The sequence below is a fragment of the Acidovorax sacchari genome (assembly GCF_042847045.1).
Classification (GTDB): Bacteria; Pseudomonadota; Gammaproteobacteria; order Burkholderiales; family Burkholderiaceae_C; genus Paracidovorax; species Paracidovorax sacchari.
This window is the reverse complement of record NZ_AP035783.1, coordinates 4,754,718-4,777,275: the sequence shown is the minus strand read 5'-3', so window position 1 is coordinate 4,777,275 and position 22,558 is coordinate 4,754,718. Positions and strand designations below refer to the sequence as shown.

24 protein-coding genes are annotated in these 22,558 nt (G+C 67.4%); 19 read left to right on the top strand and 5 right to left on the bottom strand.

Features of this window, described 5'->3' with window-relative positions:
* The first annotated feature begins 1 nt into the window (after position 1).
* Genes ACGHC0_RS21110 through ACGHC0_RS21100 form a run of 3 tightly spaced genes read left to right on the top strand, consistent with a single transcriptional unit; the run spans position 2 to position 2,119 of the window.
* The gene (locus ACGHC0_RS21110) at positions 2 to 757 is read left to right on the top strand and encodes a lysophospholipid acyltransferase family protein (RefSeq protein WP_368352796.1); all 756 of its coding nucleotides are present in this window, start codon (positions 2 to 4) and stop codon (positions 755 to 757) included.
* Positions 757 to 1,629 (top strand): M48 family metallopeptidase, encoded by an 873-nt coding sequence (locus ACGHC0_RS21105; protein WP_415266657.1) that lies wholly within the window; start codon positions 757 to 759, stop codon positions 1,627 to 1,629. Before ACGHC0_RS21110 ends, ACGHC0_RS21105 begins: the two co-directional genes overlap by 1 nt.
* A 46-nt stretch (positions 1,630 to 1,675) precedes the next feature.
* The gene (locus tag ACGHC0_RS21100) at positions 1,676 to 2,119 is read left to right on the top strand and encodes a rhodanese-like domain-containing protein (RefSeq protein WP_368352794.1); all 444 of its coding nucleotides are present in this window, start codon (positions 1,676 to 1,678) and stop codon (positions 2,117 to 2,119) included.
* Positions 2,120 to 2,125: 6 nt separating this feature from the next.
* Here the strand turns inward: ACGHC0_RS21100 and ACGHC0_RS21095 are convergent, their stop codons facing one another.
* Both ACGHC0_RS21095 and lysM read right to left on the bottom strand, forming a co-directional pair.
* Complete coding sequence (locus ACGHC0_RS21095) at positions 2,126 to 2,767, bottom strand: FMN-binding negative transcriptional regulator (RefSeq protein ID WP_368352793.1); 642 nt, start codon at positions 2,765 to 2,767, stop codon at positions 2,126 to 2,128.
* A 157-nt stretch (positions 2,768 to 2,924) separates the two neighbouring features.
* Positions 2,925 to 3,416 carry a peptidoglycan-binding protein LysM gene (lysM, locus tag ACGHC0_RS21090; RefSeq protein WP_368352792.1) on the bottom strand — a complete coding sequence of 164 codons (492 nt, stop codon included), beginning with the start codon at positions 3,414 to 3,416 and terminating at the stop codon, positions 2,925 to 2,927.
* A 179-nt stretch (positions 3,417 to 3,595) separates the two neighbouring features.
* On the opposite strand from lysM, the gene ACGHC0_RS21085 reads away from it, so the two are divergent.
* Complete coding sequence (locus ACGHC0_RS21085; RefSeq protein WP_368352791.1) at positions 3,596 to 4,360, top strand: type III pantothenate kinase; 765 nt, start codon at positions 3,596 to 3,598, stop codon at positions 4,358 to 4,360.
* Here ACGHC0_RS21085 and ACGHC0_RS21080 read toward each other — a convergent pair.
* Complete coding sequence (locus tag ACGHC0_RS21080) at positions 4,357 to 5,130, bottom strand: hypothetical protein (protein ID WP_368352790.1); 774 nt, start codon at positions 5,128 to 5,130, stop codon at positions 4,357 to 4,359. The two genes, ACGHC0_RS21085 and ACGHC0_RS21080, sit on opposite strands and share 4 nt — an antisense overlap.
* A gap of 36 nt (positions 5,131 to 5,166) precedes the next feature.
* Complete coding sequence (locus tag ACGHC0_RS21075) at positions 5,167 to 5,832, bottom strand: TetR/AcrR family transcriptional regulator (RefSeq protein ID WP_415266656.1); 666 nt, start codon at positions 5,830 to 5,832, stop codon at positions 5,167 to 5,169.
* A gap of 271 nt (positions 5,833 to 6,103) precedes the next feature.
* Between ACGHC0_RS21075 and rfbB the strand changes: the two genes are divergently transcribed.
* Genes rfbB through rfbC form a run of 4 tightly spaced genes read left to right on the top strand, consistent with a single transcriptional unit; the run spans position 6,104 to position 9,571 of the window.
* Positions 6,104 to 7,189, top strand: coding sequence for a dTDP-glucose 4,6-dehydratase (gene rfbB, locus ACGHC0_RS21070; protein WP_368352788.1), 1,086 nt, complete (start codon positions 6,104 to 6,106; stop codon positions 7,187 to 7,189).
* Positions 7,186 to 8,076: a dTDP-4-dehydrorhamnose reductase gene (gene rfbD / locus ACGHC0_RS21065; RefSeq protein ID WP_415266655.1), complete on the top strand. Its 891-nt coding sequence runs from the start codon at positions 7,186 to 7,188 to the stop codon at positions 8,074 to 8,076. Before rfbB ends, rfbD begins: the two co-directional genes overlap by 4 nt.
* Before the next feature lie 28 nt (positions 8,077 to 8,104).
* Positions 8,105 to 8,980 (top strand): glucose-1-phosphate thymidylyltransferase RfbA, encoded by an 876-nt coding sequence (rfbA, locus tag ACGHC0_RS21060; protein WP_208943214.1) that lies wholly within the window; start codon positions 8,105 to 8,107, stop codon positions 8,978 to 8,980.
* Between the two features lie 45 nt (positions 8,981 to 9,025).
* Positions 9,026 to 9,571, top strand: coding sequence for a dTDP-4-dehydrorhamnose 3,5-epimerase (gene rfbC / locus ACGHC0_RS21055; RefSeq protein WP_368352786.1), 546 nt, complete (start codon positions 9,026 to 9,028; stop codon positions 9,569 to 9,571).
* Between the two features lie 19 nt (positions 9,572 to 9,590).
* Here the strand turns inward: rfbC and ACGHC0_RS21050 are convergent, their stop codons facing one another.
* Positions 9,591 to 11,501, bottom strand: a complete 1,911-nt coding sequence (locus ACGHC0_RS21050) for a hypothetical protein (protein ID WP_415266654.1) — start codon at positions 11,499 to 11,501, stop codon at positions 9,591 to 9,593.
* Positions 11,502 to 11,655: 154 nt separating this feature from the next.
* Between ACGHC0_RS21050 and gspE the strand changes: the two genes are divergently transcribed.
* From gspE to gspD, 11 genes are read left to right on the top strand one after another with little or no spacing between them, the layout of a single operon-like run.
* Entirely contained in the window at positions 11,656 to 13,392 is a 1,737-nt protein-coding gene (gene gspE / locus ACGHC0_RS21045) for a type II secretion system ATPase GspE (protein WP_415266653.1), read from the top strand.
* Positions 13,385 to 14,665: a type II secretion system F family protein gene (locus ACGHC0_RS21040; RefSeq protein ID WP_415266652.1), complete on the top strand. Its 1,281-nt coding sequence runs from the start codon at positions 13,385 to 13,387 to the stop codon at positions 14,663 to 14,665. The genes gspE and ACGHC0_RS21040 overlap by 8 nt, the downstream gene beginning before the upstream one ends.
* Positions 14,666 to 14,693: 28 nt before the next feature.
* Positions 14,694 to 15,149, top strand: coding sequence for a type II secretion system major pseudopilin GspG (gene gspG / locus ACGHC0_RS21035; RefSeq protein ID WP_368352782.1), 456 nt, complete (start codon positions 14,694 to 14,696; stop codon positions 15,147 to 15,149).
* Positions 15,150 to 15,175: 26 nt separating this feature from the next.
* On the top strand, positions 15,176 to 15,622 hold the full coding sequence (locus ACGHC0_RS21030) for a GspH/FimT family pseudopilin (RefSeq protein ID WP_053843531.1): 447 nt from the start codon (positions 15,176 to 15,178) through the stop codon (positions 15,620 to 15,622).
* Positions 15,619 to 16,026 (top strand): PulJ/GspJ family protein, encoded by a 408-nt coding sequence (locus tag ACGHC0_RS21025; protein WP_368352780.1) that lies wholly within the window; start codon positions 15,619 to 15,621, stop codon positions 16,024 to 16,026. Before ACGHC0_RS21030 ends, ACGHC0_RS21025 begins: the two co-directional genes overlap by 4 nt.
* The gene (locus ACGHC0_RS21020; RefSeq protein ID WP_415266651.1) at positions 16,026 to 16,697 is read left to right on the top strand and encodes a prepilin-type N-terminal cleavage/methylation domain-containing protein; all 672 of its coding nucleotides are present in this window, start codon (positions 16,026 to 16,028) and stop codon (positions 16,695 to 16,697) included. The genes ACGHC0_RS21025 and ACGHC0_RS21020 overlap by 1 nt, the downstream gene beginning before the upstream one ends.
* A 44-nt stretch (positions 16,698 to 16,741) precedes the next feature.
* Positions 16,742 to 17,557, top strand: coding sequence for a type II secretion system protein GspK (locus ACGHC0_RS21015; RefSeq protein WP_368352778.1), 816 nt, complete (start codon positions 16,742 to 16,744; stop codon positions 17,555 to 17,557).
* A gap of 6 nt (positions 17,558 to 17,563) precedes the next feature.
* Positions 17,564 to 18,886: a PilN domain-containing protein gene (locus ACGHC0_RS21010; protein ID WP_415266650.1), complete on the top strand. Its 1,323-nt coding sequence runs from the start codon at positions 17,564 to 17,566 to the stop codon at positions 18,884 to 18,886.
* Complete coding sequence (gspM, locus tag ACGHC0_RS21005; RefSeq protein WP_368352776.1) at positions 18,883 to 19,443, top strand: type II secretion system protein GspM; 561 nt, start codon at positions 18,883 to 18,885, stop codon at positions 19,441 to 19,443. The genes ACGHC0_RS21010 and gspM overlap by 4 nt, the downstream gene beginning before the upstream one ends.
* A gap of 29 nt (positions 19,444 to 19,472) precedes the next feature.
* Entirely contained in the window at positions 19,473 to 20,048 is a 576-nt protein-coding gene (locus ACGHC0_RS21000; protein WP_415266649.1) for a hypothetical protein, read from the top strand.
* A 44-nt stretch (positions 20,049 to 20,092) separates the two neighbouring features.
* Positions 20,093 to 22,555, top strand: coding sequence for a type II secretion system secretin GspD (gspD, locus tag ACGHC0_RS20995; protein WP_368352774.1), 2,463 nt, complete (start codon positions 20,093 to 20,095; stop codon positions 22,553 to 22,555).
* Positions 22,556 to 22,558: the final 3 nt, after the last annotated feature.

Below are 22,558 nucleotides of genomic sequence, written 5' to 3'. Positions count from 1 at the left end.
CATGGCCTTCATCCGCTCCGTTCTCCATCTGCTCTGGATGGCCCTCACCGTGGTGCCCTACACCCTTGCGATCCTCGTGGCACGGCTGTTCGGCGCGCCCACGCGGGTGCGCTACCGCATCGCGCGTGCCTGGCTCAAGCTCAGCACCGATGCGGCCCGCGTGATCATGGGCATCCGCACCCGCATCACCGGCATGGAACACCTGCCGCAGGATCCGGGGCAGGGCGTGGTGCTGCTGGTCAAGCACCAGTCCACCTACGAAACCTTCCTGATGCCGGCGATCATGCCGCGCCCCCTGGCCTACGTGTTCAAGAAGGAGCTGCTGCAGATCCCGTTCTTCGGCTGGTCCATCGGCAGCCTCGACATGATCCACATCGACCGCAACCAGCGCGCGCGCGCCTTCGTCAAGGTGTTGCAGCAGGGCCGTGCGCTCCTGGCACGAGGCACCTGGGTCATCATGTTCCCGGAGGGCACGCGCACGGCCCGCGGCGAGAAGGGCGACTACAAGAGCGGCGGCACGCGCCTCGCCATCGAGGCCGGCGTGCCCGTGGTGCCGGTGGCCGTGACTTCGGCCAAGGTCTGGCCGCGCAAGGCCTTCGTCAAGCGCCCGGGCACCGTGGATGTTTCCGTCGGCCGTCCCATTCCCTCCATCGGGCGCAAGCCCGACGAACTCATGGCCGAGGTCGAAGCCTGGATCGAAGGCGAGATGCGGCGCCTGGATCCGGAAGCCTACGGAGCCTCCGGCACGGACCGGTGATGCAGCGCCTGGTGCAACTGGCACTGGATTTCTTCGGCGGGGACGGTGGTGCCGCGCCCCGGGCCGTGGCCGATCCGGCCGGAGCGGGCGGAAACGGCGCCGTGCTGCGCGGGCCCATGGAGTTCCGCCACCCCCGGGCGAACCGCGAACTGATGTTGGGCGACGTGCTGGTCGCCTACGCGCTGCAGCGGTCCCGTCGGCGCACCATCGGCTTCACCGTGGGCGCGGACGGGCTGTCCGTGCGCGCACCCGCATGGGTCTCGCTCGCCAACGTGGATGCGTCCGTGCGGGAGAAGTCCGCCTGGATCCTGCGCAAGCTCGGCGAGGCCCGGGAGCGCCAGCGGCGCCAGGCCGATGCGCGCATCGCCTGGGGCGACGGAGCCGTGCTGCCCTACATGGGCGAGCCGGTCGCCATCGTGCTGGACCCGGCGCACGGCTTCCGGGGGCAGGGCGGAGCGCTGGTTCCCGGTCCCGACGGGACCCTGGCCCTCCATGTCGGCCTGCCCCGTGCGGCCACGCCGGCGCAGGTGCGCGACGCCGTCCAGGCCTGGCTCATGCGAGACGCGCGCCGCCATTTCACGGCCCGGCTGGACCATTTCGCGCCGCTGCTGGGCGTGCAATGGCGCACGCTGCGGCTGTCGAGTGCCCACACCCGCTGGGGCAGCGCGCGCGCCGACGGTTCCATCCGGCTGAACTGGCGCCTGCTGCACTACCGGCCGGCCATCATCGACTACGTGGTCGCCCACGAACTCTCGCACCTGCGCCACATGGACCATAGTCCCCGCTTCTGGGACACGGTGGCGACCGTGGTACCCGACTACGCCGCGCTGCGCGACCGGCTGCGCGACGATCCCGCGCCGCAGTGGGACTGAAGGCACCGCATTGCCTCGGCCCGGCCGGCTGGCACAGAATGCGGGCATGACCACTTCCTCTCCTTCCTCTTTTTCCCCCACCGCCGAGGTCCTTCCAGCCGAGGGCTACGCGGGCGATGTCTCTCCCCAGACCGCATGGCAGTGGGTGCAGGGCGGCCGGGCCGTGCTGGTGGATGTGCGCACCGATGCGGAGCGCGACTGGGTGGGATTCGTGCCGGGGGCCGTGGCCATTCCCTGGAAGGTCTATCCGGGCATGGCGCTCAATCCCGCCTTCGACGAAGCCCTGCGTGCCGCCGTGCCTCCGGACGGGCAGGCCGTGCTGCTGTGCCGCAGCGGAGTGCGTTCCGTGGCGGCGGCCCGCCGCGCGGCCGAACTGGGGCTCACGGCCTACAACATTCTCGAAGGTTTCGAAGGCGATGCGGATGCCGAGGGGCACCGCAATCGCACGGGCGGCTGGCGCTTCCGCGGCCTGCCCTGGCGCCAGGGCTGATCCCTCTCAGAGCGGACCGCGCGCAGGCGATGCCGCCTGCATGGCATCCGCCAGCGCCTCCTGCCCGCGTTCGCGCAGCGACCGCACCGCACCGGCAAAGTCGCGGTCGTCACGGTTCTGGCTGAGCTTGCGCTTGCCTTCCATCCGGGTGATGGCGATCTCGATGCCTACGATCTGCTGCACCATCGCATCCAGGTAGTCCGCGGGCGCATCACCCATTTTCCAGGGCCGTTCCATGGCGGCTTCATGCCTGCGCGTGAGCCGGGCGACCACCCCGCGCACGAATGCGCCGTCGTCGCGCACGGTCATGCGGCCATGTACATGGACGGCTTCGTAGTTCCACGTGGGCACGTGCCGGTGGTGCTCGGCCTTGCCGGGATACCACTGCGGCGAGATGTACCCCTCGGCACCGCGGAACACCACCAGCACCTCGTTCCCGTCCGCCATCTCCGTCCATACCGGATTGGCGCGGGCCACGTGGCCCGCCAGCGTGCCGAGCGGCCCTTTGCCGGCATCCAGCAGGAACGGGAGATGGTTGGCATCCAGTCCCTGCGCCCCCTGGGTGACCAGCACCCCCAGCGGATGGCTTTCGATGAGGCGGTGCTGTTCGGATGTCCGGGGTTCGGCGAAGGCGGCGGGCAGGTACATGGTCGGAGCGAGGGCGGTGGGTGGCTGGCGACGCCCGCCAGCCTGCCTCAAATGTGCCCCATCGGGGGCATGATGGGAACGGCCGCCGAAGGGCCATCACCGCTGCACATTCCGGCCGCTGCAACGCCGGTGCCCGGCCTGCTGGCCGGGGCACACGTCACAGGGGCGGAATGCGCAGCTTCTGGCCCGGATAGATCTTGTCGGGATGGGTCAGCATGGGCTGGTTGGCCTCGAAGATGCGCGGGTACTTGTTGGCATCGCCGTAGTACTTCTTGGCAATCGCCGACAGTGTGTCGCCGCGCACCACGTCGTGGTATTGCGCTTCGGGCTCGGACGCCTGCACGGCCATCTGGTTGTCCACGCTCGTCACGCCGGACACATTGCCGCAGCACAGCGTGACCTTCTCCTTGGCGGCCTGGGTCGGCGCCTCGCCTTGCACGGTCACCTTGCCCTCCGGGCCCGCGAACGTCACCCGCACATCGTGCACGCCCAGGTTCTGGGAGGCGATGTAGGTCTCGATCGCCTTGCCGGCGGTGGCATTGAGTTCCTCCTGGCTCGGTGCGGCGGGCGCCGCGGCCGGCGCGGCATGCGCATCCTTGCCCCCGAACAGCTTTTCCCCGGCTTCCTTGACGAAGCTGAAAAGTCCCATGGCATTGCTCCTTTTTTCTGGATGAAAGAACGGTCGGCGGGTTGCCGACCCGGACCACTTTAGCGCCTGGTGGCGAGCGCTCCCTGTCGGACATCGGCCCGAGCCCGGCCGTGGACCGGACAGACCGGGGTGTGCCGCACGGAACAGCCGCCTTTGTAAAACTCGTGATAATCCGCCGCATGACTTTTCTGGCCATCGACGTCGGCAACACCCGCCTGAAATGGGCGATGTATGACGCTCCCAAGCCGGGCGCCGCCGTGCTGGCCCACGGCGCCGAATTCCTCGACCACATCGAGCGCCTCGCGGACAGCGCCTGGGCCGGGCTGCCCGCACCCACGCGCATGCTCGGCTGCGTCGTGGCCGGCGATGCCGTGCGCCGGCGCGTCATGGAGCAGATGGAATGGTGGGACGTGCCCTCCCACTGGGTCGTTCCCTCCGCGCAGGAAGCGGGGCTCGTCAACGGCTATGACCATCCCACGCGCCTGGGCTCGGACCGCTGGGTGGCCATGATCGGAGCGCGCCATCGGCTGCTGCGGCAGGGCGCCGCGCGGCCCCTGGTGGTGGTGATGGTCGGAACGGCGGTGACCGTGGAAGCCATCGATGCCGAAGGCCGATTCCTCGGGGGCCTCATCCTGCCGGGGCACGGCATCATGCTGCGGGCCCTGGAATCCGGCACCGCGGGGCTGCATGTTCCCACCGGCGAAGTGAAACTGTTTCCCACCAACACCAGCGATGCGCTCACCAGCGGCGGCACCTACGCCATCGCCGGTGCCGTCGAGCGCATGGTGCAGCACGTCATCCAGCACTGCGGCGAAGAGCCCGCCTGCATGATGACCGGGGGGGCCGGCTGGAAAATGGCGCCCAGCATGACACGGCCGTTCGATCTCATCGAAAACCTGATCTTCGAGGGATTGCTGGCCATCGCGGCGGAGCGATTCTCCTAGCCTTCGGCAAGCTCCAGCCGCGCCAGCTCCACGGCCAGCCGTTCCGCCGCGTCGGCGGCCTCGGTGTCCGCCGCCTCCTCGTAGAGCTTCGTGGCCAGTTCTTCCTGCTTCGCTCCGTCCAGCATCATGAGCGCGTTGGCGTGTTCGATGCGTCCGATCACGGAGTGGGGATTCAAGGCAAAGGACTCCGCGAAGAGGCGCAGGCTTTCCTCGCGGCGCGCGCCGTGGGTGATGCTGCCCACCATCTCCCCGACCTTGTCGATCACCTCGGCATGGAATACGGCCAGGGCCAGGCGCGCATCGGCGTGGCGTTCGCTCAGCGCGATCGTGCGGTCCAGCGCCGTCCGCACCTGGCGCGTGAGGCCGAGCGCCAGCGCCTTGGCCACGCTGATGCCCTGGCTGTACCGCCCGAGGGCGTAGGCGTGCCAGAACCAGGCATTCGGATTGCCGGGTTCCGCGTCCGCCTGCGCGCGCGCACGCTGTGCTGCCGCGCCGAGCAACTCGAGCCGGCGGCCTTCGCTGGGCTCGAGGTAGATCGCATGGACGATCGTGGCCTTGTTCGCGGCGGTGATGCCGGCCCCACCGGCCGCCAGTCCGACCCGGGCAGCTTCCTCGAAGTTTCCGCAGTGGAACAGTGTCCAGGCCTCGAGCGCCGCTGGGTCCCGCGGTACGGGCTCCGCATCGCCCCGGTGCAGCCGTTCCCATTCGCGCAGCACGTCGCCGGTCGTGAAGGCGTACTCGCCGGCATGGGGGAAGGGGGTCCATGGCATGGTATGTCCTGCGTTCGTCCGGAAAAAGGGGGCGCATCAGGTGGCATCGGCCGGCTCGTGGCTGTCGTCCAGGGCCTGGAGATGCAGGCGCTGGTCGTCGGCGAGGTAGGGCCCCAGCAGTCCCAGCACATGCTGGGCCCCGCGCAGCAGCATGGTTTGTGCATTGGAGGGCTCCAGCGCGTGCCGCGGATCGCGGACGTATTCGAAGCTCAGCCAGTACGTGACGGCGACCATGAGATTGTCGGCCACGGTGTCGAGTTCCCTCGGGCCGAACCGCAGCGATCCCGCCTGCTCCATGCCCCGCAGCATGGCACGCACGGCGCCGGCCTTGCGTGCCAGCAGTTCCCGGAAATGCGTCTCCACATGCCGGTTGCGCGACATCAGGTCGTTGAGGTCCCGGTAGAGGAATCGGTACTGCCAGATGCGCTCGAGCACCGCATGCAGCAACAGCCGGGCATCCTCCACGTCGCGCACCCCGGCGGCCGACTCCAGCAGTTCGGATAACTCTGCTTCATAGCGCGCATAAAGTGCCGTGACCAGCTCATCCTTGGCTGGATAGTGGTAGTAAAGGTTGCCCGGGCTGATGCGCAGCTCCGCCGAGATGGCCGTAGTGGACACATTGGGCTCCCCGAAGCGGTTGAACAGCTCCAGCGTTGTCTCCAGGATGCGCTCCGCGGTACGCCGCGGCGCTTTCTTTGCCATCGGTGCCTCCCTTGTGCCTTGGGCGGGGGATAGTTGTTGACGTGCTCTTGCCCGGCCAGCGCGCGGCGGACCCGGTCCATGTTCCCCGCTCCTTGCCGTTCCACTCTACCCTGCCGCAGCCTCCGCGTCCTGTTGCAGTGCATCATGCGGGGTCTTGCGAAGCGCCGTCCTCCGGCCCACGCGGCCCTCCTCGTGCGCTTCGTTACGGCCGTTTGTAACGCGATGGGATAATCCCGCGTTCGGCCGCAAGGCGTCTTTGCTCAAACGATCCATGATTCTGGTCACCGGCGGCGCGGGTTTCATCGGCGCCAACTTCGTCCTCGACTGGCTGGCCTGCGGCGATGAGCCCGTCGTCAACCTCGACAAGCTCACCTACGCAGGCAACCTGCAGAACCTCGCCTCGCTGCAGGGCGACGCGCGCCACCTGTTCGTCCAGGGGGACATCGGCGACCGGGAGCTTCTCTCCCGGCTGCTGACCGAGCACCGGCCGCGTGCCATCGTGAATTTCGCGGCCGAATCGCATGTGGACCGCTCCATCCACGGCCCGGAAGACTTCATCCAGACCAACGTGGTCGGCACCTTCCGCCTGCTCGAAGCCGTCCGCGAGTACTGGCAGTCCCTGCCCGGGGATGAGCGCGCCGCGTTCCGGTTCCTGCATGTCTCCACCGACGAGGTCTACGGCACCCTGGCGCCCGAGGCCCCGGCCTTCGCCGAAACCCATTCCTACGAGCCCAACAGCCCGTACTCCGCCAGCAAGGCCGCCAGTGATCACCTCGTCCGGGCCTGGCACCACACCTACGGCCTGCCGGTGCTGACCACCAATTGCAGCAACAACTACGGCCCCTTCCACTTCCCCGAGAAGCTGATCCCACTGATGATCGTCAACGCACTGGCCGGCAAGCCGCTGCCCGTGTATGGCGACGGCATGCAGATCCGCGACTGGCTCTATGTGCGCGACCACTGCAGCGCCATCCGACGCGTGCTGCAGGCCGGCAAGCCCGGCGAGACCTACAACGTGGGCGGCTGGAACGAAAAGCCCAACATCGAGATCGTGAAGACCATCTGCGCCCTGCTCGACGAGCTGCGCCCGCGTGCCGATGGCGAGCGCTATGAAAGCCAGATCGCCTACGTCAAGGATCGCCCGGGCCACGACCGCCGCTATGCCATCGACGCCCGCAAGATCGAGCGCGAACTCGGATGGAAGCCCGCCGAAACCTTCGAGACCGGCATCCGCAAGACCGTGGAGTGGTACCTCGCGCATGGCGAATGGGTGGATGCCGTGACCAGCGGCGCCTACCGCGAGTGGATCGACCGCCAGTACCGCAAGCCCGCCGTGCAGGACGCCATCACCGCATGAACATCCTTCTCTTCGGCAAGGGCGGACAGGTCGGGTGGGAACTGCAGCGCAGCCTGTCCGTCCTGGGCACGGTCACGGCCCTCGATTTCGACAGCACTTCGCACTGCGGGGATTTTTCCCGGCCCGATGACATCGCCCGCACGGTGCGCGCCCTGCGGCCCGATGTCATCGTCAATGCTGCCGCCCATACCGCGGTGGACAAGGCCGAGAGCGAGCCGGACCTGGCCCGCACCCTCAACGCCACCACGCCGGGCGTGCTGGCCGAGGAAGCCGCCCGCCTGGGGGCATGGCTGGTGCACTACAGCACCGACTACGTGTTCGATGGCAGCGGCTCCCGCCCCTGGACGGAAGACGACGTGCCGGCGCCGCTGTCGGTCTATGGCCGTACGAAGCTCGAAGGCGAACAGCGGATCCAGGCGAGCGGCGCACGGCACCTCATTCTGCGCACGAGCTGGGTCTATGGCGCCCGCGGCGGAAATTTCGCCAAGACCATGCTGCGGCTGGCGCAGGAGCGCGAGCGGCTGACCGTCATCGACGACCAGTGGGGGGCACCCACGGGCGCCGACCTGCTGGCCGACGCCACGGCCCATGCGATCCGCCACCTGCAGCAGCGGCCCGCCGACGCGGGTCTCTACCACCTGGTGGCCGCAGGCGAAACCCACTGGCATGCCTATGCCTGCTACGTGCTCGAGCAGGCGCAGCGCATCCAGCCTGCGCTGAAGATCGCCGCGCGCGACGTGGCCGCCGTACCCACCAGCGCATTTCCCACGCCCGCCGTCCGACCGCACAACTCACGGCTCGACACGCGCAGGTTCCAGGCCACCTTCGGCCTGGCCTTGCCGCACTGGCAGGCGGGCATCGCGCGGATGCTCGCGGAAATCCTCTGAGAACCCCAAAAAACTTCCCGCACACACCATGACCGCACGCAAGGGCATCATCCTGGCCGGAGGGTCGGGCACCCGCCTGCACCCCGCCACGCTCGCCATCAGCAAGCAACTGCTTCCGGTGTACGACAAGCCGATGATCTACTACCCGCTGAGCACCCTGATGCTGGCGGGCATCCGCGACATCCTCATCATCAGCACGCCGCAGGACACTCCACGGTTCGAGCAGCTGCTGGGCGATGGAAGCCAGTGGGGCATCCGCCTGAGCTATGCCGTGCAGCCCAGCCCCGACGGCCTGGCGCAGGCCTTCCTCATCGGGGAGAAATTCCTGGATGGCCAGCCCAGCGCGCTCGTGCTGGGCGACAACATCTTCCACGGCCATGATTTCGAGGATCTCCTGCGCAGCGCCATGGGGCGCGAGGAGGGGGCCAGCGTGTTCGCCTACCACGTGCAGGATCCCGAACGCTACGGCGTGGCCGAGTTCGACGCCACCGGCAAGGTCCTGTCGATCGAGGAAAAGCCCAAGGTCCCGAAGTCCAGCTATGCCGTCACAGGCCTCTACTTCTACGACCGGCACGTGGTCGAACGCGCCGCCAGCCTGAAGCCCTCCGCGCGCGGCGAACTGGAGATCACCGACCTCAACCGCCTCTACCTCGAGCACGAAGACCTGCACGTCGAGATCATGGGCCGCGGATACGCCTGGCTCGATACCGGAACACACGAGAGCCTGCTCGAAGCCGGACAGTTCATCGCGACCCTGGAGCATCGGCAGGGGCTCAAGATCGCCTGTCCGGAGGAGATCGCCTGGCGGCACCGCCTCATCGACGACGACCAGCTCGAGCGCCTCGCCAGGCCGCTCGCCAAGAGCGGGTATGGTGCCTACCTCCTCAGGCTGCTGGCCGGTTGATCGTCACCCCTATCGCTGACCGCGCCACCGATCCAACGCTTTCCCATGAACGTCCTTCCCACGCGCATCCCCGACGTTGTCGTCCTCGAACCCAAAGTGTTCGGCGACGCACGCGGTTTCTTCTTCGAGAGTTTCAACCAGCGCGCCTTCGACGAAGCCACCGGCAGCCGCCATGCCTTCGTGCAGGACAACCACAGTCGCAGCGCGCGCGGCGTCCTGCGCGGCCTGCACTACCAGATCCGCCAGCCCCAGGGAAAGCTGGTGCGTGTCGTGCGCGGCACCGTCTTCGACGTCGCCGTGGACCTGCGCAGGAGTTCTCCCACCTTCGGGCAATGGGTCGGCGAGGAACTGAGCGAAGAGAACCAGCGCCAGATGTGGGTGCCCCCGGGCTTCGGTCATGGGTTCGTCGTGCTCAGCGAGAGCGCGGACTTCCTCTACAAGACCACCGACTACTACGCGCCCGAACACGAGCGCTGCATCGCCTGGAACGACCCCGAGATCGGCATCGACTGGCGTTTCTCTGGTGAGCCCAGCCTGTCCGCCAAGGACGCGAAGGGCGCGGCCCTGCGCGAGGCGGACGTCTTTCCCTGAGCGGTTCCCGCCGGCCCGCTCACGGCCGGGCTGCGGGTGCGAGGGCCCCGCGCACGGCCTCGTACAGCCGGTCCGAGGCGAACTGCCGGTTGTCCGGGTCGAAGGAAAAGATGTTGTGCCCTCGCGGCACCAGTTCGCCATTCCAGCGCGGCTCCAGAAAGAAGGACAGGAACTCCGCGCCGTGCGCCGCGTGGGCCTGCAGGACGCGCCGCATCTCCGCGGCATCCATGGCCTTGAGCGGATGGAATTCGGTGACTCCGTAATGGGCGGTGCCGCTGGCGGCAAGCCAGTCGAAGTAGGGCCGGCCGTACGTCGGTTCCCCGTACAGGCTCACCCCCAGGCGGATGCCGGTCCGCGAGGGGTGCAGCGAGTCCTGGATCGCGAACTTGTTGGCATCCCAGCCGGGATTGGTGAACGGAATGATCTGGTGGGTATAGCGCGGCACGCTGGACAGACATGACTGCTTGACGATTCCGTCGAAGTAGCGCAGGTAGTCCACGACCTGGCGGGCGCGGAATGCATGCCACAGCGGTACCAGCGGGTTGTAGTAGTACGACGATGCCTGTGCCGGGAAGTCGATGCTTGCCTGCACCCGTGCATCCTGCGACGGAACCGCGGCCGGCAGGGCGTGCTGCGGCATCGGCTTCGGCGTGGATTGCGACCGGTCCATGATGGCGATCTCGCGCGCTCCCAGGTGCGTCAGCTGGCCGGGGCGGGCTTCCAGGAAAATGTCCAGCCGGTGCATGCCGGGCGGGATCCTCCGGAAATCCAGGTCCAGGCGCCAGCCGGTGTTCGCGTCGCCGAATTCCGGCTTGGCCGCGAGCACGTCCTGCCGTCCCCAGTGCACGGTAGTCTGTCCCGCCAGCTCACCATTGCGGTACACATGCACGCGGGCGGGATGCTCCGGCGTGCTGCCCGGCACATAGGCCCAGCCGGCCACCGGCAGCGTGCCCTGGGCGAATCCGTCGATGTGTTCCGTGAAGCGGCGCAGGGGCTCCGACCGTATGTCCCGCGACGGGGGAACCACCTCGTCGAACGAGGCATAGTCGGCTCCGACCACCCGGTTGAATTGCGCGATATCCCTGAATTCGGCGCGCAGGTAGCGGCGGAAGCCCTCGACGGAAGCCGGGCTGTAATCGGTGATCCGGTAGGTGCCACCGAATCCCATCCCGGCCTGAAAATTCGGAAACAAATGGTGCAGCTCGCCCAGGAGCGTGATGCCGCGGATCTTCGCGCGGTCTTTCTCGGGAAGCCGGCAGGCTGCGTCCACCACGGCCCGGACCGCCTCGACCCTGCGCTCGGTCAGCGCATTGCGCGTAGTGGCGAAGGACCAGTTGAAGACCTTCGAGTCGTAGTAGTCGTCCATGCCCAGCGGGCCGTCGCGCGTCTGCCCCATGTTCGATGGATCGGCCGCCAGGATCGGCTCGATGGGGGCTTCGGAAGAGAAGTGCGTCGAGAACAGATAGAGGATGGCCGGACGGGGGGTGTCACGGAGAGTCCGCACCAGGCGGTCCACGATCGCCTGGTCGATCTGCCAGCCACCGTCCTGCGCTGGCCGGAACAGCTTGAGCAGGGGTACCGGCAGCGTATAGCCCAGGTCCACGGGAACGTCCGCTTGCGGCGCGGGCTGCAATGTCCGCAAAGTGGATTCCACCAGTGCAGCCGCCGATCCTTCCGCACCGCGGCACTGGCCCTGCATGTCGGCGAACCGGCCGGACAGGGGCGGCGAGCTCCAGATGCACGGTTCCAGCACTCCGATCATCGGCGCCAGCAGCATGCGCGCCGCATGCGGCGATGGCGCTTCCGGTTGCAGGCGGTGCAGGAGGCGGACCCCCGCGGCCCCGGCCAGGAGCACGGCGGCGGCGGATGCGGCCATCGCGGCGCGCGGCAGGATCGATCGGGGTGGTCGGGGCGGGTGCTGGGGCTGCATGCGTTCGGGGTGTGGGCGCGTGGCCTGCGACTGTAAGCCACGGCGGCAGGAGCCGCGCGGCATGCGCGACACGGCCGGCTACACTTGAGGGCTTCGGTCCCGGTTGCCTTTCCATGCCGGGATCTGCCCGCATCCGGGCGTCTTCCTCACGTTCATGACCACCACCATCCTTCCCGACCGTACAGAGCCGACCGCCGATGCTGTCGCCGTGCAGCGCCCCCTGCTGGGCGAGTTGCTGGTGCAGTCGGGCAAGCTGAGTGCGCGGGATCTCGAACGCGCCCTTTCAGCGCAGCAGGAAATGGGCGGGCTGCTGGGCCGTGTGCTCGTGCGGCTCGGCCTGGTGTCCGAAACCGACGTGATCCAGGCGCTTTCGCGCCAGTTGGACATTCCGCTCATTGCCGCCAACGACTTCCCGGCCGTGATGCCGGAGGTGGAAGGCCTGCTGCCGGAGTTCCTGCAAGCCAACAGCGTGTATCCGCTTTCGGCCGAGGACGGCCACCTGCACGTGGCCATGGCCGTACCGCAGGATGCCTTCGTCGTGAAGGCGCTGCACCTGGCGACCGGCCTGGCCGTGGTGCCGCGCCTGGCGCTCGAAAGCGATATCGAGAAGGCCCTGGCCGAACCGGTGGAGCAGGCGGGCGAAGAAGAGGGCGACGACGGGTTCGGCGACGGCGCCGATGGCGGTGATTTCGTCGAGCACCTCAAGGATCTCGCCAGCGAGGCTCCCGTCATCCGCCTGGTCAACGCCATCATCGGCCGCGTCATCGACCTGCGCGCTTCGGACATCCACCTGGAACCCTTCGACGACGGCCTGCACGTGCGCTACCGGGTGGATGGCGTCATCCAGCTGGGCGAACTGGTGCCTCCGCGCCTGAGCGCCGCCGTCAGTTCGCGTGTCAAGCTGCTGGCCCACCTCGACATCGCGGAGCGGCGCCTGCCGCAGGACGGGCGCATCAAGACGCGCGTCAAGGGCCGCGAACTGGACCTGCGCGTTTCCACCGTGCCCACCGTGCACGGGGAGAGCGTGGTCATGCGGGTGCTGGACCGTGCAAGCGTGCGCCTGCAGCTCGAGACCATGGGATTCGAGAAGGACACGCTCGAGCGCTTCAACATGCTGCTGGCCAAGCCGCACGGCATCCTGCTGGTGACCGGCCCGACCGGTTCCGGCAAGACCACCACGCTGTATGCGGCCCTGTCCAAGATCGATGCGGAATCCAACAAGATCATCACCGTGGAAGACCCGGTGGAATACCAGCTGGAAGGCATCAACCAGATCCAGGTCCATCCGCAGATCAACCTGACCTTCGCCAACGCGCTGCGCTCCATCCTGCGCCAGGATCCGGACATCATCATGATCGGCGAAATGCGTGACGGCGAGACCGCGCAGATCGCCGTGCAATCCGCCCTCACGGGCCACCTGGTGCTGTCCACCCTGCACACGAACACGGCTGCGGGTGCGGTCATCCGGATGAAGGACATGGGCGTGGAGGGGTACCTGATCACCTCTTCCGTCAATGGCGTGCTGGCCCAGCGGCTCGTGCGCACGCTGTGCAGCCACTGCAAGGAACCCTACGAACCGGGCGACGAGGTCCGGCGCACCACGGGGCTGCACCGCTTCAGCACGGTCGGCCAGGCGATCTATCGCGCCGTCGGCTGCGAGCATTGCCGCGGCTCCGGCTACCGGGGGCGCACGGGCATCCATGAGCTGTTCGTTCTGGACGAACCCATGCGCCGCGCGATCATCGACGGCAAGGATGCCAATGCCCTCAACGCGCTCGCGGCGCAGGGCGGCATGCTCAACCTCTACGAGGATGGCCTGCGCAAGGTGGCGGGCGGCATGACCACGCTGGACGAACTGAGCCGCGTCACCCAGGACCAGGGCGATGCCTGATTACGCCTGGCGCGCCGTCGCCGCATCCGGCAAGGTCGTCGAAGGCCGGCAGACCGCGTCGAGCGAGGCGCAGGTGCTCAAGCAATTGCGCGAGCAGGGCCTCACGCCCCTGGGCATCAGCGATGCCGCCGGCGCGCCTCCCGCAGCGGTCGCCGCCCGCGGCGCGGGCAAGGGCGTCGCCGCAACCGCCGCTGCCGCTGGCGTGGCCCCTGCGCCCCGCGGGCGCGGCAGCAAGGGTCCTGTCAAGCAGGCGGACGTGCTCGCGCTCACGTCGGAACTCTCCATCATGCTGCGCGCCGGCCTGGCGCTCGACAACGCGCTGCGCGTGCTCATCGACATGAGCCACAAGCCCAGCATGGCCGTCCTGCTGCAGGGCGTGCTCGATGCGGTCAAGGGCGGCACTCCGCTCAGCCGCGCACTCTCGCAGCACCGGGACCTGTTCGGCGACTTCTACATCAACATGATCCGCTCCGGCGAGGCGAGCGGCCAGATGTCCGCCGTGCTCGAGCGACTCGTCGCCCACATGGAGCGCCAGCGCGCCCTGCGCGACAGCGTCATCTCGGCCACCATCTACCCGGCGATCCTGCTGGGCGTGGCGGTGCTGTCGCTGATCGCCATGCTCGGCTTCGTCGTGCCGCAGTTCGAGAAGCTCTTCACCGACATGGGCGATGCGCTGCCCCTGCCCACGCAACTGGTCATGGCCCTGGGCCACGCCTTCACGCGCTACGGTCTCCTGATCGGCATCGTGGCGCTGGGGCTCGGGCTGCTCGTGCGCCGCTGGGCCACGTCCCCGGCCGGCCGCCTGTGGTGGCAGTCGCGGCTGCTGAAGATGCCCCTCATGGGGCCGCTCGCCCTGAAATACCAGCTGACGCTGTTCTCCCGCTCCCTGGGCACGCTGCTCGGCAACGGGGTGCCGATGCTCACGGCCCTGCACATCGCCACCGAGACGGTGAACAACGCCGTGCTCCAGCAGGCGCTCTCCAAGGTGGCGCCCATCGTGAAGGAGGGCGGGAAGGTGGTGCAGGCCATCACCGCCACCGGCATCTTCGAGCCCATCGCGGTCAACCTGATCCGGGTGGGGGAGGAGACGGGGCGCATCGGCCAGATGATGCTCGAGCTGTCCAACATATTGAACCGCGAGGTCGAAACCGGTATCAAACGCCTTCTCACCCTGGTCGAGCCCGTGCTCATCCTGGTCCTGGGCGTGCTGATCGCCGCCATCATCGTGTCCATCCTTCTCGGGATCCTGTCCATCAATGACCTCGCCGTATAATTTTCGTTTGTCCAAGGAGTCCTCTTCCATGGCGCACATCGTTGACCGCCGCTCCTGTGGCTCGCCCATGCAACGCAAATCCTCCCGCGGCTTCACCCTGATCGAACTGCTGGTCGTGCTGGCCATCCTGACGCTGCTCGCCGGCCTGGTCGGCCCTCGCGTGCTGGGCCAGCTCGGCGGCGCCAAGGCCAAGACGGCCGCTGTGCAGATCGCCGACCTGGACAAGTCGCTGGAACTCTTCAAGCTCGATGTCGGCCGCTATCCCACCACGGAAGAAGGCCTGAATGCCCTCGTCACGCGTCCAGGGTCCGTGAACGGCTGGGCTGGCCCCTACCTCAAGGGCGGTGTACCTACGGACCCGTGGGGTCACCCGTACCGCTACGCCAGTCCCGGTCCCAACGGCGGCATCGAGATCCTCTCGTTGGGCGCGGACGGCGCACCGGGCGGAGAAGGCGAAGCGGCCGACATCCGCAACAAACCCTGACGTTTCCGGCTTCCTGCCGTTTGGCCATGCGGCGCGAGCGCGGCTTCACGCTGGTTGAGTTGCTGGTCGTCTTCGCCATCATGGCGCTCGTGGTGGGCCTCACGCCGCTCGCCTTCGAGCGGCTGCGCGAAGCCTCGTCCTACCGCGACGCGGTACGCACCATGTCCAGCCAGATGCGCTCCGCCCGCTTCCAGGCCATGGCCGAAGGCCGCGAGGTGCGCTTCTCGGTCGATCTCCGCAACCGCCTCTACGGGGTGGGCGCTGCCATGAAGCCCTTGCCCGAGCCGCTGCAGTTGCGGGCCATCGTGGCCAACTCCGAACTGGATCCGCAAAGCCGGGCATCCATCCGCTTTTTGCCCAGTGGAGGTGCCACGGGCGGCAGCATCGAGATCCTCCGGGCGCCCGGTGTGGGCACGCGCCTGCGCGTGGACTGGCTTTCCGGCCGGGTGACGCAAGAGGCGCTGACCCGATGACCGGGCCCAGGCGTCGTGGCCAGCAGGGTCTCACCCTGCTGGAACTGCTGGTGGCGTTCGCCATCATGGCGCTTGCCATGGGCATGCTCTATCGCGCAATGGGCGGCTCGGCCCGCAGCGTCGCGGACGTGGACCGCTACCAGCGTGCGGTGGTCCTGGCCCAGTCGCTCCTTGCCCTCCGCGATGCCGTGCCGGAGCAGGGCTGGAACCAGTCCGGCGAATCGGCCGGATACCAATGGCGCATCGCCAGTGCGCCCTATCCCACCGACGTAAAGGGGCCCAACATCCCACCCTTGCACGAGGTGAGCATCGTCATCTCCTGGTCGGACGGCACCCGCACCCGTACTTTTGAACTGAGCACCCTGCGCCCGCAACGCAGGCTGCCGGAACCGGGGCGCGGCTGATGGGACGGATCCGTCGAAGCCGCGGGCAAAGCCGGGGGTTCACCCTCGTGGAACTGCTCGTCGTGATCTCCCTGTTGTCGCTGGTCATGCTGGCCATGGCCTCCGCTCTGCGCACCACCGCGCAGACGGAAGAGCGCGTGGATGCCCGCCTGCGCAAGGTGGACGACCTGCGGACCACCGATGGCTTCCTGCGGTCGGTACTCGGGCGGATATCCCTGCGCAAGCGTCCGGGGATCACCAACTTCAATGAAAGTCCGTACTATTTCTTCGGTGGGCCGCAGGAAATGGCGTGGGTAGGTGTCATGCCTGCCCGCTATGGCGTGGGAGGGCGCTTCTTCTTGCGGCTGGGGCTGGAGGACGGGCCTGCCGGCCAGTCGCTGGTGCTCCGATATCTTCCCTTCGTGGATTCGCCCGTCTTGCCCGACTGGGGGCGGGCCGAGAGCTATGTGCTGGTACCGGCCATCTCCGGATTCGAACTCCGCTACGAGGATGCTTCGCCGGAGCCGCCGCAGTGGGGCGCTCCCTGGACGATCGCAGACCGCCTTCCCCAGCGTGTGTCGGTGCTTATCCGCACCGCCACCGATGCCTGGCCTGAGATCGTCGTACCCCTGCGGGCGCTGCCCAGCAGCGATCCTTCCATCGGTGGCGCCACGTTCGGGGGAAGCCGATGAGCACGCCGATGCATTGCCGTCTTTCCCGTCGATCTTCCGAAGGCATGGCGCTCATCGCTGTGCTCTGGATCGTGGCGTCGCTCAGCATTATTGTTACTGGAGTTACGCGGACCATTCGCGAAGAGGCTCGCATGATGACGCTGGCCCGACAGAACGTCCAGGCACAGGCCCTGGGCGATGCGGCCATTCAGCTGGCCCTGCAGGCCATCGTTGCCAACAACGCGCCCATCAATCGCATGCTGCAGTCGGAAATCCGGTACGGAGGCGTCGCCATGCAGGTGCGGGCCATGCCCCTGAACGGGCTCATCGACATCAACAGTGCCCCGGTTCCTCTGCTGGCCAGGATGTATGCCATCGCGGGCGGCGTACCTGCCGGGCAGGCGGATGCACTGGCGCAGGCCACCGTTCAGGTCCGTGAGCAACGCGCCCCATCAGGGCTGCAGGAGCGTTTCGAAGCCGAGGAAGACCTGCTCAAGGTCCCCGGGATCGACTATGGCCTCTATGCTAGACTTTTTCCCCTTGTCACCGCTGACCTGCGAGGCCGTGGTCTGGTGAATCCCCTGGCCGCGCCCGTCGAAGTCCTGACGGTGCTGGCCAGCGGGAATGCGGCCGCAGCCAGGGCCATCGCCGACAAGCGCGATGCGGGTGAACCAGGGGTGGACACGAGTGCGCTCGACGGCGCTTTTCTCGATAGTTCCTCGGTTCGGCGAATCCGCATGGAGGCCCGGGTTCCCATGCCGGACGGCACCTGGCTGCGCGTATCGCGCAGCGTCGATCTGACCGCACGCGCCCGTGATGGAGCTCCGTGGTATTCCTTCCGCACCGGCTCCAGCGTGGAGCCGGTAGTCCGCAATCCCTGAAAAGCGATGCCCTCTTTTTCTTCTGAAGCCCGTTTTCTGGGAGTCGATCTGCGCGTGCTGTGGCGTGACATTCGCCAGCCCTGGTCGCACATGCATGACTGGCCTGTTTTCGCATGGCTCACTCCCGAGGCGCCGGTGCGTGTCATCCATCCCGATGGCCGGCAGTCCGTCTGGACGAGGCAGGGGCGCCACAACGATCGCGCGGGCGCCGCCAAGCCTCCCTTTGCCGCACTGGAGTTGCCTGAGGATCTGGTGCTGCGCCGTTCGCTGGCCCTGCCGCCGATGACGGCCACCGACGTGGCCCACGCGTCTTCGCTGGAGGCCCGCTCCATCAGCCCGTTTCCTGCCGGCGATCTGGCCTGGGGCCATCGCGCCCACTGGCTACCTGCAGGGAACGTGCGCGTGGACCTGGTGCTCGTGTCTCGCCGGCAGATCGCGCAGTACATGGCGGACCGGACCGATGCACTGGCTGGTGCGGAGCCGGAAGTCTGGGTCCGTGCCGGGGATGGCGAGCCTATCGTGCTGGAGGGGTACGGCGAGGGATTGCGCAAGGCCCATGCGATGCGCTGGCGGCGCACCGGTCTTGCGCTGCTGGGCACGATCGGATTGCTGCTGCTGGCCATCGCCGTCACGCCCAGCCTGCAACTGAGGGAGCGCGCACTCGAGGCTGCCCAGTCCTATGGCGAGGTTGCGCAGCGCGTGGCCCCGGTCGTCCAGCAGCGTGAAGCGCTCATGCAGTCGGCAGAGAAACTGAACCAGTTGTCCGAACTCGTTTCCAGCCGCATCGAACCCTTGAAGGTGCTCGACCGGTTGACGCAGTTGCTGCCGGACGATACCGCTCTCCAGAGCTTCCGGCTGCAGGGGGCCAAAGTCACGATCGTCGGCATGACTGCCAATGCTTCTGCCCTCATGCAGATTCTGGGCAATGAGGCGGGTTTCAAGGAAGTTCGGGCGCCGTCCGCAGCGACCCGGATGGGCAACTCCGGCAAGGAGTCCTTCGCGATCGAATTCATGCTCGATCCGCAGGTGTTCGGCGCGCCCTCCAGCACACCTGCCAGAACCGCGGCGTCTTCCTCCGCGACCTCCCCGCCTGCAGCAGTGCCCGCGTCCGTTCCCGGTTCTGCCGCTTCCATGCCGTCGCAGGCCATCCCGGCGGCCAGTGCCGCCAGCACCGCGGCTGCGGCGGCAGCTCCGCCGATGGGGGCGTCGGCGCCCCGGGCCAGTTTTGGCGGCGTGGCGACCTTCGGCGGTACCGTGCCCCGGCCGGCGGCAGCGCCTGCGCAGAGCGCCTCTTTTCCTTCCGCTGCGGCGACGCGCGACAAACCATGAAACGCATGCCTTCCCGAGAGCGGCTGATGCTGGCCGCCACCCTGCTGCTTGTCCTGGTACCCCTGGTATTGATCGGCTGGTACGTCGCACAGCGCCATATGGATGCGCAGGAGCGGCTGGATGCGCTGGAACCCCGCCACGCACGCCTTCTGGGCCTGGAGGCCCAGAAAACCGAAATTGCCGCTGCCCTCCAGAGCGCGGGCGAGGCGCGTGCGCAATACATCTATCCCGCCGGCCAGGACGCGAGCCTGACCGGCAACGCAGCCCAGCAGAAGGTGCGGGATATCTTCGGCGCGGCAGGGCTCCAGGTAAGCAGCAGCCAGGTCCTTCCTGCGAAGGAAGACAAAGGTTTCGATCGCATTCCCCTGAACGTGCGAGCCGAGGGGGACCTGCTTGCCGTTCAGAGTGCCCTGGCGGTGCTTAACAGCCAGTTGCCGCTGGTCCTCATCGACGACCTCGAAATCCAGGTGAATGCGGGATTCGGCAACGTGGACCCGAAGAGCGCGCCGCGGTTGTCCGTTGCGTTCGGCCTGAGCGTGCTGAGGGAGCGGTCATGAAGCGCTACTCCCTGCACCTGCTGCTCTTCGTGAACGCCATCCTGGCGCTGGTGCTCCTGTGGATGTGGCTTTCTCCGGACGGAACGTTGCGCAATGTCCGCTGGCAGCCCCCGGAACCGCGCAAGTCGGACATCAGTGGCCTGTTGCCCGTGCTGCCCGCGGTCGGCACGGCCGATACCCGCGCCTTCATCGCCATGCTGGAAAGGCCGCTCTTTTCGGCCACCCGTCGTCCTCCGCCGCCTCCTCCTCCGTCGGCCAGCGAGCCTCCTCAGGACAACCTTTCCTCGGCACGCCTGTCGGGCGTTTATTCCGGAGGCGGGGAGGGCGGCGTCATCATCCTGGTGGCGGGCAAGCAGCGGCGCTTGCGGATGAATGACAACATCGACGGCTGGGTGCTGAAATCCATCCAGGATCGTGTGGTTTCCTTCAGCCGTGGTGGCGAGACGCGGACGCTGCTGTTGCCCAGGGCTGCCGTGACGGTGTATTCCGGCGCTCCGCTCCCTTCCCCTGCCTCCAACGTCGGCCAACCGCCGGCGACACCGCCTTCCGCGGGCGCGGTCAGCCCGCCCCGCCGCGCCGTCTTCGGCGGAATGCGGACCCCTTGAATTCCAGCGCAGGTGCGCTTTCCCATCTTCTGGGTACGTAAGTCATGATTTCTTATCGATACGCTCTGACCTCCATCGCCATGGCCGTATGCCAGCTGGCTGCTGCACAGACCTCCGTGCCCGGCGGCGCGCCTGCCACCAACGTCGTCACCGAGTCGGCCGGTGTGCCGGCAACTGTCGGATCCGGTGCTGCCACCGATGCTGCGGCCACCGGCAAGGGGGGTGGTGCGTCTGCCGCAACCGAGGACCAGGGCAGCCAGCCCCGCATCATGAGGGGTACCGACAAAGTGCTGGCCGATCCCAAGCCCGTTCCTGCCTTGACCGGCACGCCCATGACCTTCAGCTTCGAGGAGGCCCCGGTGGCGGAGGTGGTCCGCACGATGCTGGGCGACATCGCGAAAGCGAATTACGTGCTGCATCCTCCGCTGAACGGCACGGTCACGCTGTCCACCCGCAATCCCATTCCTCCCGACCAGGCCATGTTCCTGCTGGAAAGCGCATTGCAGGCCAACGGCCTGGCGATGATCCGGGACGCCCGCGGTACCTACCACGTCGGCCGGCCGGATGCCCTGCGCGCCATCGGCGGAACGCTGCGCCAGTTCCGCAGCGGCGAGCCCCTTCCCCCCGGCAACGGGGCTGTCATCATCCCGCTGCAGTACATCGGCGCGGCCGAGATGGCTGCCATCCTGCGGCCCATGGTGACGCCAGACGCGATCATCCGGGTGGACAACCTGCGCAACCTGCTGGTGATGTCGGGAACGCGCACCCAGGCGGAGGCCTGGATGGATCTGGTGAACACCTTCGACGTGGACCTGCTCAAAGGCATGTCCGTCGGTGTCTTCCCGCTCAAGTACGCCTCCGTGAAGGAGGTCGAGGCCGCGCTGCGCGTGGTGAGTGGCGGCGGCAGCGCGCCCGGGGCCGTTCCCGGGACGCCCGTGGGTGCGGCCGCGGCGGCGACTGCGGCGGCTGGCGCGAACCAGGCCAATGCCGCTCCCGTGACGCTCGGAGAGGGCAATCCGCTGTTCGGCGCGCTGCGCATCATGCCGATCGAACGCATCAACAGCATCCTCGTGGTGACGCCCCGCGCCGCCTACCTGGACGAAGCGCGGCGCTGGATCGAGAAGCTCGACCAGCCCAGCGACAACGGAGCGGAGCCGCAACTGTTCATCTACCACGTGCAGAACGGCAATGCGAAGCATCTGGCGAGCGTGCTGAGCGGAATCTTCGGTGGGCAGGCCGGAGGCAGCGTCGCGAACAGCGGGGTGGCACCCGGCCTCGGGGGCGCGTCGTCCAATTCGTACGGCTCCTCCGGCTTCGGCAACTCGTCCTTCAACAATGGCTCCGGCTCGTCAGGGTTTGGCAACTCGTCCTTTGGAGGTGGCTTCGGGAGCAGCGGAGGTTTCGGCAGCAGCGGAGGTTTTGGCGGCGGCTTCAGCAGCGGCAGCGGCTTTGGGTCGTTCCAGGGTAACCGCGGCAACCAGAACCAAGTGGGCGCCCAGCAAGGCGCCGTCAGTGCCAACCTCGGCGGGGTCCGGCTGATGGCCGACGAGCTCAACAATTCGGTGCTGGTCTGGGGAACGAAGTCCAACTACATGAAAATCGAGGCGACTTTGAAGCGGCTCGACCTGCCTCCGACGCAGGTGCTGATCGAGGCATCCATCGTGGAGGTTACGCTGGACGACACGCTCCAGTATGGACTGCAATGGGCATTCAACAATAGCGGGCCGTCCGGTTACAACGGTACCGGACAGTTGCTGACCAACGGCAACGATAGCGGCATCATCGGGAACATCCCCACCGCAGCGACATCGGGTTTCTCTTATGCCCTTGCCAACTCGGTCGGAACAGTCCGTGTGGTTCTCAACGCCCTGGCCACCAAGCGGTTGCTCAAGGTGATCTCTAGCCCCTCGCTGATGGTGCTGGACAACCACACGGCGATGATGAGCGTCGGCAACCAGCAGCCTGTACAGACGGCATCCACGAGGTTCGACAACGTGTCTTCCGTCACAAGCACGATTCAGTACCGGGACACCGGCGTGAGCCTGGCGGTGACGCCTTCCGTGAATGCAGGCAACCTGGTGACCATGCAGATCGACCAGGCAGTGACCGACGCGGTAGCGGACAGTTCGGGCAGTGTCTCGTTGCAGCCGGTATTCCAGCAGCGCCAGATCACCAGCAAGGTGGCGGTGCGTTCGGGCGAGGCCATCGTGCTGGGTGGGCTCATCCGCGATACCAGCAATACAACGAAATCCGGCGTTCCACTGCTTCAGGACATCCCCATTGTCGGAAACCTCTTCAGCAACAACGGCAAGACGGGCAATCGTACGGAACTGCTGGTGGTGATCACGCCCAAAGTGGTGCGGACCGACATCGACATCCGCGAGGTCAGCGATGAATTGCGCGACCGCCTGAAGGGGTTGCAGATCATCGAGTTGAAGGAGAACGGACGCACCCCTGCTGCGCCGTCGGGTACGTCGACAACGATCCAGCCATTGCCTCCGCAGTGATGG

Coding starts and splice junctions, on each gene's coding strand:
- rfbD (WP_415266655.1), top strand. CDS start 7,186: ATGAACATCCTTCTCTTCGGCAAGGGCGGACAGGTCGGGTGGGAACTG.
- ACGHC0_RS21020 (WP_415266651.1), top strand. CDS start 16,026: ATGGGACGGATCCGTCGAAGCCGCGGGCAAAGCCGGGGGTTCACCCTC.
- ACGHC0_RS21095 (WP_368352793.1), bottom strand. CDS start 2,767: ATGTACCTGCCCGCCGCCTTCGCCGAACCCCGGACATCCGAACAGCAC.
- ACGHC0_RS21080 (WP_368352790.1), bottom strand. CDS start 5,130: ATGCCATGGACCCCCTTCCCCCATGCCGGCGAGTACGCCTTCACGACC.
- rfbC (WP_368352786.1), top strand. CDS start 9,026: ATGAACGTCCTTCCCACGCGCATCCCCGACGTTGTCGTCCTCGAACCC.
- ACGHC0_RS21050 (WP_415266654.1), bottom strand. CDS start 11,501: ATGCAGCCCCAGCACCCGCCCCGACCACCCCGATCGATCCTGCCGCGC.
- gspM (WP_368352776.1), top strand. CDS start 18,883: ATGAAACGCATGCCTTCCCGAGAGCGGCTGATGCTGGCCGCCACCCTG.
- ACGHC0_RS21110 (WP_368352796.1), top strand. CDS start 2: ATGGCCTTCATCCGCTCCGTTCTCCATCTGCTCTGGATGGCCCTCACC.
- ACGHC0_RS21085 (WP_368352791.1), top strand. CDS start 3,596: ATGACTTTTCTGGCCATCGACGTCGGCAACACCCGCCTGAAATGGGCG.
- lysM (WP_368352792.1), bottom strand. CDS start 3,416: ATGGGACTTTTCAGCTTCGTCAAGGAAGCCGGGGAAAAGCTGTTCGGG.
- gspD (WP_368352774.1), top strand. CDS start 20,093: ATGATTTCTTATCGATACGCTCTGACCTCCATCGCCATGGCCGTATGC.
- ACGHC0_RS21010 (WP_415266650.1), top strand. CDS start 17,564: ATGCCCTCTTTTTCTTCTGAAGCCCGTTTTCTGGGAGTCGATCTGCGC.
- rfbA (WP_208943214.1), top strand. CDS start 8,105: ATGACCGCACGCAAGGGCATCATCCTGGCCGGAGGGTCGGGCACCCGC.
- ACGHC0_RS21025 (WP_368352780.1), top strand. CDS start 15,619: ATGACCGGGCCCAGGCGTCGTGGCCAGCAGGGTCTCACCCTGCTGGAA.
- ACGHC0_RS21030 (WP_053843531.1), top strand. CDS start 15,176: ATGCGGCGCGAGCGCGGCTTCACGCTGGTTGAGTTGCTGGTCGTCTTC.
- ACGHC0_RS21105 (WP_415266657.1), top strand. CDS start 757: ATGCAGCGCCTGGTGCAACTGGCACTGGATTTCTTCGGCGGGGACGGT.
- ACGHC0_RS21100 (WP_368352794.1), top strand. CDS start 1,676: ATGACCACTTCCTCTCCTTCCTCTTTTTCCCCCACCGCCGAGGTCCTT.
- gspE (WP_415266653.1), top strand. CDS start 11,656: ATGACCACCACCATCCTTCCCGACCGTACAGAGCCGACCGCCGATGCT.
- rfbB (WP_368352788.1), top strand. CDS start 6,104: ATGATTCTGGTCACCGGCGGCGCGGGTTTCATCGGCGCCAACTTCGTC.
- ACGHC0_RS21015 (WP_368352778.1), top strand. CDS start 16,742: ATGGCGCTCATCGCTGTGCTCTGGATCGTGGCGTCGCTCAGCATTATT.
- ACGHC0_RS21040 (WP_415266652.1), top strand. CDS start 13,385: ATGCCTGATTACGCCTGGCGCGCCGTCGCCGCATCCGGCAAGGTCGTC.
- ACGHC0_RS21075 (WP_415266656.1), bottom strand. CDS start 5,832: ATGGCAAAGAAAGCGCCGCGGCGTACCGCGGAGCGCATCCTGGAGACA.
- gspG (WP_368352782.1), top strand. CDS start 14,694: ATGGCGCACATCGTTGACCGCCGCTCCTGTGGCTCGCCCATGCAACGC.